Annotated in this window: 12 protein-coding genes and 1 pseudogene; 12 read left to right on the top strand and 1 reads right to left on the bottom strand. The window is 70.2% G+C overall.

Annotation, left to right across the window (positions count from 1 at the left end; all coding sequences use genetic code 11):
• Positions 1–553 (bottom strand): annotated as a pseudogene (locus B2284_RS04035) (hypothetical protein); the annotation flags it as partial.
• 187 nt (positions 554–740) lie between these two features.
• Between B2284_RS04035 and B2284_RS04030 the strand changes: the two are divergent.
• The 12 genes from B2284_RS04030 to B2284_RS03975 form a co-directional block, all read left to right on the top strand.
• On the top strand, positions 741–2426 hold the full coding sequence (locus tag B2284_RS04030; RefSeq protein ID WP_286697228.1) for a nitrite/sulfite reductase: 1686 nt from the start codon (positions 741–743) through the stop codon (positions 2424–2426).
• A complete protein-coding gene (locus tag B2284_RS04025; protein WP_006944887.1) occupies positions 2423–3127 on the top strand; it encodes a phosphoadenylyl-sulfate reductase in 705 nt (234 codons plus the stop codon). Before B2284_RS04030 ends, B2284_RS04025 begins: the two co-directional genes overlap by 4 nt.
• Complete coding sequence (cysC, locus tag B2284_RS04020; protein ID WP_050786489.1) at positions 3124–3660, top strand: adenylyl-sulfate kinase; 537 nt, start codon at positions 3124–3126, stop codon at positions 3658–3660. The genes B2284_RS04025 and cysC overlap by 4 nt, the downstream gene beginning before the upstream one ends.
• Positions 3657–4595, top strand: a complete 939-nt coding sequence (gene cysD / locus B2284_RS04015; protein WP_006944913.1) for a sulfate adenylyltransferase subunit CysD — start codon at positions 3657–3659, stop codon at positions 4593–4595. The genes cysC and cysD overlap by 4 nt, the downstream gene beginning before the upstream one ends.
• Before the next feature lie 2 nt (positions 4596–4597).
• Positions 4598–5986, top strand: a complete 1389-nt coding sequence (locus B2284_RS04010; protein ID WP_286697227.1) for a sulfate adenylyltransferase subunit 1 — start codon at positions 4598–4600, stop codon at positions 5984–5986.
• Between the two features lies 1 nt (position 5987).
• Positions 5988–7100, top strand: coding sequence for an ABC transporter substrate-binding protein (locus B2284_RS04005; protein WP_074045571.1), 1113 nt, complete (start codon positions 5988–5990; stop codon positions 7098–7100).
• 1 nt (position 7101) lies between these two features.
• A complete protein-coding gene (locus B2284_RS04000) occupies positions 7102–7923 on the top strand; it encodes an ABC transporter ATP-binding protein (RefSeq protein WP_286697226.1) in 822 nt (273 codons plus the stop codon).
• Complete coding sequence (locus B2284_RS03995; RefSeq protein WP_286697225.1) at positions 7910–8845, top strand: ABC transporter permease; 936 nt, start codon at positions 7910–7912, stop codon at positions 8843–8845. The genes B2284_RS04000 and B2284_RS03995 overlap by 14 nt, the downstream gene beginning before the upstream one ends.
• 170 nt (positions 8846–9015) lie before the next feature.
• The gene (locus tag B2284_RS03990) at positions 9016–9567 is read left to right on the top strand and encodes a ribosome maturation factor RimP (RefSeq protein ID WP_006944929.1); all 552 of its coding nucleotides are present in this window, start codon (positions 9016–9018) and stop codon (positions 9565–9567) included.
• Entirely contained in the window at positions 9567–10586 is a 1020-nt protein-coding gene (nusA, locus tag B2284_RS03985) for a transcription termination factor NusA (protein WP_006944857.1), read from the top strand. Before B2284_RS03990 ends, nusA begins: the two co-directional genes overlap by 1 nt.
• A 129-nt stretch (positions 10587–10715) precedes the next feature.
• Entirely contained in the window at positions 10716–11081 is a 366-nt protein-coding gene (locus B2284_RS03980; RefSeq protein WP_050786491.1) for a YlxR family protein, read from the top strand.
• A gap of 100 nt (positions 11082–11181) precedes the next feature.
• A partial coding sequence (locus B2284_RS03975) for a translation initiation factor IF-2 N-terminal domain-containing protein (protein WP_286697224.1) occupies positions 11182–11603 on the top strand: 422 nt, incomplete at its 3' end.

Below are 11603 nucleotides of genomic sequence, written 5' to 3'. Positions count from 1 at the left end.
CCGGCAGCGAGCTGAGCCCGCGCGCGGCGATCGACAGGGCGAGAGGCCTCGATGTCGCCGAAACCTTCTGCAGGCTCGCGCACAGCGCGGGGGAGACCCAGTCGCTCTCGGCGCGGGTCCACGCCGTCGCGGCGGGGCTGCTGCTCGCCGAGGGCGACGACGCCGGGGCGCTCGCGCGGGAGCTCTTTCCGGACGCCGACGCCCATGGCGACGCAGACGCTGACGCCGACACGCTGGGCGCCGCAGTGGCGCTGACGCTGGGCAGCGACGTCGCGCCGATGCCGCGCAGCGTCGCGTCGAGTCGTTTGAGTTCGGCGACGTGGGCGCCGCGCGCGTCGGCGGCCTCCCGGCGGTGGTTCGTCTCCTGGCTCGCCGCGCTCATCGCGACCACGAGGTGACGACGCACAGCCTCGAGGGGGCCCGAATCGGGCGCCGGTGCCGCCGTCGGCCCCGGCAGGGGCGCGTCCTTCTCCACGCGCAGCCTGCATGCGCTCGTGGTGGTGAGGACGACGGCGGCGAGCGCGGTGCGGCGGGTGAGACGAGCATCGGGCATGGGCACAGTCTGGCACGCACTGGCCGCGCGTTCCGGCGGGCGGTGACGCCACACGCACCGTGGGCGCGTCAGGCTCAACGTGCCTTCCCACAGGATGAACACCCCGTGATCCATCATTTGCAGTTTTGCTGAACCGAAGACAAGGTTATGTACTTCGAGCCCGAGAGAAACCACGAAGGAGCGGACGATGACGACGACGAGTGAACGTCCCCGCGCCACGCAGCGCACGGCCAAGCCCGAGGGGCAGTGGGCCAAGGGCGAGTTCGACCCGCTCAACCCGAACGAGGTCTTCAAGGCCGAGGACGCGCCCCTCAACGTGCGCGCCCGCATCCTCGAGCAGTACGCCCGCGAGGGCTTCGACAGCATCTCGGGCACTGACCTGCGCGGCCGCATGCGCTGGATGGGCCTGTACACCCAGCGCAAGCAGGGCATCGACGGCGGCAAGACGGCGACGCTGGCGCCCGAGGAGCTCGACGACGAGTACTTCATGATGCGCGTGCGCATCGACGGCGGGCAGCTCTCCCGCGAGCAGCTGCGGGTGCTCGCGAGCATCTCCACCGATTTCGCACGTGGTACGGCCGACATCACCGACCGCAACAACATCCAGTACCACTGGATCGCGATCGAGGACGTGCCGGAGATCTGGCGCCGTCTCGAGGCCGTCGGTCTCGACACGCTCGAGGCCTGCGGTGACTGCACGCGCACCACGCTCGGTTCGCCGGTGGCCGGCGTGCACCCCGACGAGGTGATCGACGCGACCCCCGCGATCGACTTCATCAAGGCCAACTACGTGGGCGACCCGGATCTCGCGAACCTGCCGCGCAAGTTCAAGTCGTCGATCGCGTGGCTGCCCGACGCCGCCCCTGAGATCAACGACATCAGCTTCGTCGGCGTCGTCCACCCCGACCACGGCCCCGGCTTCGATCTGCAGATCGGGGGAGGGCTGTCGACGAAGGCGTTCTTCGCGCTGCGCCTCGGTGCCTGGGTGCCGCTCGAAGAGGTGCCCGAGGTCTGGCTCGCGACCGTCAAGCTGTTCCGCGACCACGGCTACCGCCGGCTGCGCAACCGCGCGCGTCTCAAGTACCTCGTCGAGGACTGGGGCGCCGACAAGACGCGTGAGGTGCTGGAGCGCGAGTACCTCGGGCGCCCCCTGCTCGACGGGCCCGCCGCGCCCACGCCGAAGCACACGATCGACCACGTCGGTGTGCATCGTCAGAAGGACGGACGCAACCTCGTCGGGTTCGCGCCGATCGCAGGGCGCACGAGCGGCGCGGCGCTCGCGGGCGTCGCCGACGCGATGGAGGCCGCCGGCAGCGACCGGCTGCGCCTGACCGCCTACCAGAAGCTCGTCGTCCTCGACGTGCCCGACGACGCCGTCGAGCCGCTGCTCGAGACGATGCGGCCGCTGGGCTTCGACGGGCGTCCGTCGCCGTGGCGCCGCGCGACGATGGCGTGCACGGGCCTGGAGTTCTGCAAGCTCGCCATCGTCGAGACGAAGCAGCGAGCCCACGACCTCGTCGCCGAGCTCGAAGAGCGTCTCGGGCACCTCGACGACCAGCTCGAGCACCCCATCGCGATCCATCTCAACGGCTGCCCCAACAGCTGCGCCCGCATCCAGGTGGCGGACATCGGTCTCAAGGGCCAGATCATCACCGACACCGCCGGCGAGCAGGTGCCCGGCTACCAGGTCCACCTCGGCGGTGGCCTGGGCGAGGATCTCGTCGTCGGGCGCAAGCTGCGCGCCCACAAGGTCGCCGCGAGCGAGCTGGGCGACTACGTCGAGCGCGTCGTGACGCGGTACATAGCCGCACGCGAGAGCGGCGAGAGCTTCGGCGACTGGGCCCGCCGCGCCGACGAGGAGGAGCTGCGATGACGCAGGTCGTGCGCGAGCCCGACGAGCTGCGTCGGATCGCCATTCGGGCCGCTGGCCAGCTCGACGGTGCACCGGCGGACGCCGTGCTCGATTGGGCGGCCGCGGAGTTCGGGGAACGCTTCGCCGTGGCCACCTCCATGCAGGACGCCGTGCTGACGCATCTCGCGTCGCGCAGCCTGCCCGGCGTCGACGTGCTCTTCCTCGACACCGGGTACCACTTCGAAGAGACGCTGCAGACCCGCGACGCGGTCGCCTCGACGTACGACGTCACGCTGCGCACCCTCGAACCGTCCCAGAGTGTCGCGCAGCAGGACGCGACGTACGGAGCGAACCTCTTCGAACGCGACCCCGATCTGTGCTGCACGCTGCGCAAGACCCACCCGCTCGACGAGGCCCTCGACGGCTACGAGGCGTGGGCCACCGGGGTGCGTCGCAGCGAGGCGATCACGCGGCGCGACACACCGGTCGTCAGCTTCGACGAGCGCCGCGAACGCATCAAGGTCGCGCCGATCGTCGCGTGGAGCGACGCCGACGTCGAGGCCTACATCGCCGAGCACGCCATCGTCACGAACCCGCTGCTCACCCAGGGCTACCCCTCGATCGGGTGCGCCACGTGCACCCGCCGGGTGGCGCCGGGCGAGGACGCGCGCGCCGGACGCTGGGCGGGCCGCGACAAGGTCGAATGCGGGATCAACACATGAGCGCCGCGACCGTGTGGCTCACGGGCCTGTCCGGAGCGGGCAAGTCGACGCTCGCCGAGCGCCTCGTCGCCACCCTGCGCGAGCGGGGCGAACGCGTCGAACTGCTCGACGGCGACGAACTGCGCACCTCCCTCAGCGCCGGCCTCGGGTTCTCCCGGGCGGACCGGAACACCCACGTGACGCGCGTCGGTTTCGTCGCCGACCTGCTCGCCCGCAACGGTGTGTGGGCGATCGTGCCGGTCATCGCCCCGTACGCCGATGCACGCGCCGAGAACCGCGCACGCCACGAGCGCAGCGGTAGTCGCTACCTCGAGGTCTTCGTCGCAACGTCGCTCGAGGAGTGCGCGCGACGCGACGTCAAGGGCCTGTACGCCCGGGCCGAGGCCGGCGAATTCACCGGAATGACAGGCCTCGACGACCCCTACGAGGTTCCGACCAACCCCGAATTGCGTCTCGAGACCCAGGGCCGCTCGATCGAGGAATCCCTCGCCGAGATCCTGCGTCTCATCGACGAGGAGAGGACACCCGCATGACCGAGACGATGACGCCACCGGACGTCTCCACGAACCCCGCCGGCGAGCTGTCGACGTTGCGGGCACTCGAGGCCGAGGCCATCGAGATCATCCGCGAGGTCATCGCCGAGTTCGAACGCCCTGCGCTGCTGTTCAGCGGCGGCAAGGACTCCGCAGTGCTGCTGCACGTCGCACTCAAGGCGCTCGCCCCCGCGCCGTTGCCGCTGACGCTGCTGCACGTCGACACCGGCCACAACCTGCCTGAGGTCATCGCGTTCCGGGACGAGGTCGTCGCCCGTCATGGCCTGCGCCTCCACGTCGCGGCGGTCGAGGACTGGATCGCCGACGGCCGCCTGCAGGAACGCCCCGACGGCACCCGCAACCCCCTGCAGACGGTGCCCCTCGTCGACACGATCGAGGCAGAACGCTTCGACGCCCTCCTCGGCGGGGCGCGCCGGGACGAGGATCGGGCGCGCGCGAAGGAGCGCATCTTCTCGGTGCGCAGCGCCATGGGAGGGTGGGACCCGCGCGGGCAGCGTCCGGAGCTGTGGAACCTCTACAACGGCCGTCACGCCCCCGGCGAGAACACGCGTGTGTTCCCGCTGAGCAACTGGACCGAACTGGACGTCTGGCGCTACATCGAGGCCGAGGACGTCGCGCTGCCGCCGATCTACCACGCGCACGAGCGCCAGGTCTTCCTGCGTGACGGCATGTGGCTGACGCCGGGGCCCTGGTTCGGGCCGCGCGACGACGAACCCCTCGTCACCCGCTCGGTGCGCTACCGCACCGTCGGTGACGGCTCCTGCACGGGCGCCGTCGAGTCCGAGGCCCGCACGACCGCCGACATCATCGCCGAGATCGCCGCGAGCCATCTCACCGAGCGCGGAGCCACCCGCGCCGACGACCGCCTCTCCGAGGCCGCTATGGAAGATCGCAAGCGAGAGGGCTACTTCTAGAGATGACGACCACGACCACCCGTGCCGCCGACGCACCACGTTCGTCCACCGAGCACGCACCGACCGCCTCGCCCGGTTCCCAGCTCCGCCTCGTCGTGGCGGGCAGCGTCGACGACGGCAAGTCGACCCTCGTGGGTCGTCTGCTGCACGACACGAAGAACATCCTGGCCGACACCTACGACTCGATGGTGGCCGCGAGCACCTCGCGCGGCGCCGAGCAGGTCGACCTTGCTCTCCTGACGGACGGGCTGCGCGCCGAGCGCGAACAGGGCATCACGATCGACGTGGCGTACCGGTACTTCTCCACGCCCCGGCGCACCTTCGTCCTCGCCGACACCCCGGGGCACGTGCAGTACACGCGCAACATGGTCACTGGCGCCTCCACCGCTGACGCAGCCGTCGTCCTCGTGGACGCGCGACACGGGGTCAGCGACCAGACGCGTCGTCACGCCGCGTTGATGGCGCTGCTGCGTGTTCCGCACGTCATCTTCGCCGTCAACAAGATGGATGCCCTCGAGTGGTCGCGCTCGCGGTTCGACGAGGTCCGGACCCAGGCGATCGACCTGGCCGACAGGGTGGGCCTCAGCGATCCCCGCGTCGTCGCGCTATCTGCGCTGACGGGCGAGGGGGTCGTCGCTCCGGCCCCCGACGGGTACGACCACCCGCCGCTGCTCGACCTGCTCGAGTCGCTACCCGTCCGCGATGACCTGCGGGCCGAGTCGTTCCGCATGCCGGTCCAGCTCGTCATCCGGCCTCGCACCGCCGAGCATCCGGATTATCGCGGTCTCGCCGGCCGCATCGCCTCCGGCGTCCTGCACGTCGGTGACCGTGTGCGCGCGGTGTCCTCGGGCCTGACGAGCCGGGTCGTCGCGATCGACACTCCGGTGGGCTCGCGTGAGGTGGCCGTAGCGGGCGAGTCAGTGACGGTGCGTCTGGGCGACGAACTTGACGTCGCTCGTGGTGAGGTCCTGTCGCTCGTGGCCGACCCCGATCAACCGGTTGCCGACTCCGAGGTGAGCGGAGTGCTCGCGTGGCTCGCGGCCGCGGACGGGCGTGTCCGTCAGCGCGTCCTCGTCAAGGCGGGCACCAAGGTGGTGCGCGCGGTCGTCGACGACATCACACATCTGTGGGACGTCGAGACGAGCACGTGGCACGTAGCCGGCCCTGAAGCAGTGATGACGCTCAACACGATCGGACGAGTCCGTCTGCGTCTGGCCGAGCCCGTGGTGCTCGACCCGTACGACAGCCACCGGGCGACCGGCGCGTTCCTCGTCATCGATCCCGCGAGCGGCGCCACGCTCGGAGCCGGCATGTCGGGTGCGGGGCTCGGTTCGGGTGCGGACGACGACGCCGCGCAGCTCGAACCCGAAGAGGATTGGCTGGCTGGCTGACATGCGCGACGATCACGCACCTGTCGATGCCGTACACCGATCCCGGGCCCGATCACCCCAGATCGGGCGCCGGACGCTCCTCGGCGCCGGCCTCGCCACCCCCTTCATGACACCGGCCCTGTCGGGGTGCGGGGCGGCTGAGGCGAGCCCGCATCGCCTGCGATTGGGGCACTTCTCGAACCTGACCCACGGCGTGGCCCTCGCAGGCATGGCCCGCGGAACGTTCGCGCGCCACCTGGGCGGCACGGCCATCGAGCGGCAGGTCTTCGACAACGGGCCCGCCGCCGTCCAGGCCATGCTCGCCGGCGCGATCGACGTCGCCTACCTCGGCCCGAACCCGGCGATCACGGCGTGGGTGCGGACGAAGGGCGCCGGAGTGCGCCTCCTCGCCGGAGCAGCGGAGAACGGCGCCGCGCTCGTTGCTCGTCCCGGAGTGAAGAAGATCGACGATCTGCGTGGGTGCAGCGTCTCCACGCCGCAGATCGGCGGCACCCAGGACGTAGCCCTCAAGACACTGCTCGCCGAGCACCACCTGACGACGGGGCCGGGAGCGGACGAGGTGGAGACCGTGTGGATGGCCAACTCACAGACTCTCGATCAGTTCCGCCAGGGGCGCCTCGACGCCAGCTACCAGGCCGAGCCATGGGTCTCTCGCCTCGTCGTCGAAGCCGGCGCGCACGTGCTCGTCGACGAGCGCACCCAGTGGCCCGACCACCGATTCGTGACGACGTGCCTGCTCGTCACCCAGGAGTACCTCGAACGCGCGCCTGCTCAGGTGGAGCAGCTCCTGGCGGCCCACGTCGAGACCGTGGAATGGATCAACAGCCATCGGGGCGCCGCGAGTGTGCTGCTCAACGCCGAGATCGGCAAGCTCAGCGGCAAGAAGTTGAAGCGATCGGTCGCCGAGCGGGCCATGGACAACGTGCAGTTCTCCTGGGATCCGTTGATGGCAAACATCGCGCAGGTCGCCGAACACACGTGGCGAACGGGCGGCATCGACGTCCGTCCCGACCTGCGCGGGTTGGCGGACCTCGACCCGCTCCGGCAGGTCCTTGCTGCACGCGCCCTGCCTGCGATCACCGACGCCGGTCTCGGCGTGCACAGAAAGGGCTGACATGACGTTCGACACCACCACGGCAGGCGAGCGACACCCGATCGCCCCGCCGAGCGACGCACGCTCGACGGCACAGCCGGCCGCCGTCGACATCCGCGGTCTGCACAAGGTCCTCGGCCAGGGCGACGACGCCGTCGAGGCGATCGGCGGGCTCGACCTGAGGGTCGAACAGGGGGAGTTCGTCAGCGTTCTCGGCGCCTCCGGCTGCGGCAAGTCGACCCTGCTGTCGATCATCGCCGGGCTCGAACCCGCCAGCGCGGGCGACGTGCACGTCGACGGCCCTCAACCGGCGCTGATGTTTCAGGATTCCGCGCTCTTCCCGTGGCTGAGCGTCGGCGAGAACGTCGAGGCTCCCCTGCGATTCAGGGGCGTGCCCTCCGCCGAACGCCGCCAGCGGGCGCAGGAGCTGCTCGCGACGGTGCGGCTCGACGGCGCAGTGGATCGACGACCCCACGAACTGTCCGGAGGCCAACGCCAACGCGTCGCCCTCGCGCGCGCACTCGCCCAGAACGCGCGCCTGCTGCTCATGGACGAACCATTCGCCGCCCTCGACGCCATGACGCGCGACCTGCTCCACGGGGAACTTAGCGACGTGTGGCATCGCGACGGCATGGCCGTCATCTTCGTCACCCACAACGTGCGTGAAGCAGTGCGTCTCGGCCAACGTGTCGTCCTGCTCTCTTCGCGCCCGGGACGCGTCAGCCAGACGTGGGACGTCGACCTGCCACAGCCGCGTGCCATCGAGGACGCAGGCGTCGGTGAGCTGTCCCGCGAGATCACCTCGCGCCTGCGAGAGGAGATCAGTCGTCATGCCCACGCCTGAGTTCGACATGCGCGAGGAGGATCCGTTCGAGGCCAGTGCCCGACGGCACCGCTCGCCCGGCCCCACGAGATCGATGATCAGTGACGACGACGTCACCTCCGGACTAGACGCGCTCGAACAGGCTCAGGCGCGGCGCCGACGCCGCGTCGACCCGCTGTCCGTGCTAGCGCCGCTGGGTGCGCTCGCGATCGTGGTCCTCGCCTGGCAGGTTCTCGTGTGGGCACACGTCAAACCGGCCTGGGTGCTCCCTCCGGTCACCGACATCGCTCGGGCCCTGTGGACCTCCCTCACCTCGGGGAAGGCGCTCGACGCGATCTGGGTCAGCCTGCGACGCGGCGCGGTGGGCTTCGCGCTCTCTCTCGTGCTCGGCACGACACTCGGGCTCGTCGTCGGCCGCGCGAGACTGGCGCGGCGCGCCTTCCGACCGCTGCTCGCAGCGATGCAGTCCCTGCCGTCGGTCGCGTGGGTGCCCTTCGCCGTCATGATGTTCTACCTCAGCGACACGACGATGTACGCCGTGATCCTGCTGTCCGCAGTGCCCTCGATCGCCATGGGATTGATCGGCGGGTTGGATCAGGTCCCGCCTCTGTTCGAACGAGCCGGCCGGGCCCTCGGAGCGAGTCGCACGCAACTCGTGCGTCACGTCCTCCTGCCGGCGGCCATGCCGACCTATCTCGGCGGCATCAAGCAGGGCTGGGCGTTCGCCTGGCGTTCCCTCATGGCCGCCGAGCTCATCGTGCAGTCGCCCAAGCTCGGATTCGGTCTCGGTTCGATGCTCAACCAGGGGCAGGCGAACTCGGACATGCCAGCCGTGATGGCCGCGATCGTTCTCGTGCTCGTCGTCGGGTTGGCCGTGGAGGTGCTGCTCTTCGGCCCGATCGAGCGGCGCATGCTGCACCGTCGGGGCCTCGCGCCGTCGTAGGGCTGACCTGCGGCGAGCCGGGACGCTCCGGTCTCGGGCGACGACGGCTCCTCGCGCGTCACGATAGACTCAGGGGCGATGCGCAGGCACGACGCCTGCGCATTCGTCACCTCACGGCTCGTGCCGCGGGCGACGGGTGCACGGCACGGCGACAACTCCAGGAGGCGCGAGTGAGCAACTCGGAACAGACGATCATCGACACGATTCTGCCGAAGCTCGAACCACTGGGTCTCCTCGTCGAGGACGTCACCGTCGTGCCTGCCGGCAAGCGCCGCCTCGTGCGCGTGCTCGTCGACCGCGACGTCGCCCTCGAGACGGCGGTCGAGGAATCGATCGAGCCCGTCACGCTCGACGAGGTCACGGACGCCACGCGCGTCATCGACGCAGAACTCGAGGCGAGCGACGTCATGGGCGAACAGCCCTACGTCCTCGAGGTCAGCTCACCCGGCACCGACCGTCCGCTGACGCTGCCGCGCCACTTCGCGCGCAACGTCGGCCGCCTCGTCACCGTCACCCTCGACGACGAGTCGAAGGTCGCCGGTCGCATCACCCGCGCCGACGCCCAGACGGTGGAGGTGACGCCCGAGCAGGGCGGCAAGAAGGCGGGGGCGGCCGTTGACGCCGAGCCCGCCCGACTCAATTACACATCGATCACCGGCGCCAAGGTGCAGGTGGAATTCACGCGCGGCGACGACGCCGACGCCGTGGGAGAGGACGTCTGATGGACATCGACATGGCTGCACTGCGCGCCCTGGAGCGGGAGCGCGAGATTCCGATGGACGTCATCGTCCCCGCCATCGAGCAGGCGCTGCTGCTCGCGTACCAGAAGGAGGAGGGCTCCTACCGCCGGGCGCGCGTCGAGCTCGACCGCCGCACGGGTCATGTCGTCGTGTGGGCGCGCGAGGACGGCGAGAAGCAGGAGGACGGCACCTGGAGCGAGCCCGGCCCCGAGTTCGACGACACCCCCAAGAACTTCGGGCGCGTCGCCGCGGGTACGGCCCGTCAGGTCATCATGCAGCGCATGCGTGACGTCGAGGACGAGGCCATCCTCGGTGACTTCATCGGCAAGGAAGGCGACATCGTCTCCGGCACGATCCAGCAGAGCCTCGACTCGCGGTTCGTCAAGGTCGACTTCGGCACCGTGGAGGGCATCCTGCCGACTGCGGAGCAGGTGCCAGGGGAGACCTACCGTCACGGCGAGCGTCTGCGCTGCTACGTCGTGTCCGTGCGCCGCGGCCCGAAGGGCCCGCAGATCTCGCTGTCGCGCACCCACCCCAACCTCGTGCGCAAGCTGTTCGCGATGGAGGTGCCCGAGATCGCCGACGGTAGCGTCGAGATCGCCGCGCTCGCGCGCGAGGCGGGTCACCGCACCAAGATCGCGGTGCACGCCACGAAGCCCGGCATCAACGCCAAGGGCGCCTGTATCGGCCCGATGGGTCAGCGCGTGCGCGCCGTCATGAGCGAGCTGCAGGGCGAGAAGATCGACATCGTCGACTACTCGCGCCAGCCCGATGAGTTCATCGCCGCGGCGCTGTCGCCGTCGCGCGTCGAGTCGGTCGAGGTCGTCGACCCGAAGGCCCGAGCCGCCCGCGTCGTCGTGCCCGACTTCCAGCTCAGCCTCGCCATCGGCAAGGAGGGCCAGAACGCCCGTCTCGCGGCGAAGCTGACGGGGTGGCGCATCGACATCCGGCCCGACACCGCGCTCGCCGACGGCGGGCGTGACGACGAGTCGGCCCGCTGAGCGCGCGCCCTCAGACGTCTCGCGCGCACCCCGGCCATCGAGCGTGGCCGGGGTGCGCGCATTTCGTCGCGGAGCTGTGCGGGGGTAGGGTAGGTCTTGAACGGTGACAGATGTGAAGGTGGGGTGCGTGTGAACGTGCCGATCCCGAACGTCGAGCTCTCCCGGCCCGCAGAACCGCAGCGAACCTGCATCGGGTGCCGGGGCAAGGGCGGCCGTTCCGTTTTGCTGCGCATCGCAGTGAGCGAGGACGGCGCCACCCTGGTGCTCGACTCGCGCAAGGCGATGCCCGGTCGAGGAGCCTGGCTCCACGCCGACACGACGTGCCTCGAACAGGCCACCAAGCGTCGGGCATGGGCACGAGCACTTCGTCTGCACACCGCGGTCCACACCGCGACGCTGCAGGAACACGTGGCGGCCGAGATCGCCCGCCTGCCGTCGCCCGACGGCGAACACACCATGACCGAAAGCGGGTTTGACGCGATGAGCAACCGATGAGTTCTCACCGATGAACACCTACCCCTCGGCGGTCGGCTGATCCTCCGGGCAAGCAATTGCTCGAAGCCTTGGCCGCCCGTCACCATCTGACAGGAGAAACGTGGCCAAGGTTCGAGTCCACGAGCTCGCCAAGGAGCTCGGAGTCGAGAGCAAGGAACTGCTCGCGCACCTCAAGGCGCAGGGCGAGTTCGTGAAGTCCGCCAGTTCGACGATCGAAGCGCCCGTCGTGCGCAAGATCAAGGAGAACCCCCCGAAGCCGACGAAGGCCGGTGGCGACGCCGCCGACGTGCCGTCGAGCTCCCCGAAGCCGGCCGGCGGTTCGTCCGCCAAGCCCGGCGCCCCCAAGCCGGGCCCGAAGGCGCCTGCTCCCAAGGCTGCCCCGGCCGATGCCGCACCCGCGGCGCCGTCGAAGCCGGCCGAGAGCGCCACCCCGAAGCCTGCGGCCAAGACCGAGTCGGACGCTGCCCCGGCAGCACCCGCCGCGGCGACGCCGTCCGCGCCCAAGCCCGCTGAGATCGGAAG

This window comes from Dermacoccus sp. UBA1591 (genome assembly GCF_002322065.1).
Classification (GTDB): domain Bacteria; phylum Actinomycetota; class Actinomycetes; order Actinomycetales; family Dermatophilaceae; genus Dermacoccus; species Dermacoccus nishinomiyaensis.
The sequence above is the reverse complement of the archived record's forward strand: the minus strand, read 5'-3'. Positions and strand labels throughout refer to the sequence as shown.

Excerpts from the sequence above, each read along its gene's own strand:
- B2284_RS04030 (WP_286697228.1), top strand. The coding sequence starts at position 741 with ATGACGACGACGAGTGAACGTCCCCGCGCCACGCAGCGCACGGCCAAG.
- B2284_RS04025 (WP_006944887.1), top strand. The coding sequence starts at position 2,423 with ATGACGCAGGTCGTGCGCGAGCCCGACGAGCTGCGTCGGATCGCCATT.
- cysC (WP_050786489.1), top strand. The coding sequence starts at position 3,124 with ATGAGCGCCGCGACCGTGTGGCTCACGGGCCTGTCCGGAGCGGGCAAG.
- cysD (WP_006944913.1), top strand. The coding sequence starts at position 3,657 with ATGACCGAGACGATGACGCCACCGGACGTCTCCACGAACCCCGCCGGC.
- B2284_RS04010 (WP_286697227.1), top strand. The coding sequence starts at position 4,598 with ATGACGACCACGACCACCCGTGCCGCCGACGCACCACGTTCGTCCACC.
- B2284_RS04005 (WP_074045571.1), top strand. The coding sequence starts at position 5,988 with ATGCGCGACGATCACGCACCTGTCGATGCCGTACACCGATCCCGGGCC.
- B2284_RS04000 (WP_286697226.1), top strand. The coding sequence starts at position 7,102 with ATGACGTTCGACACCACCACGGCAGGCGAGCGACACCCGATCGCCCCG.
- B2284_RS03995 (WP_286697225.1), top strand. The coding sequence starts at position 7,910 with ATGCCCACGCCTGAGTTCGACATGCGCGAGGAGGATCCGTTCGAGGCC.
- nusA (WP_006944857.1), top strand. The coding sequence starts at position 9,567 with ATGGACATCGACATGGCTGCACTGCGCGCCCTGGAGCGGGAGCGCGAG.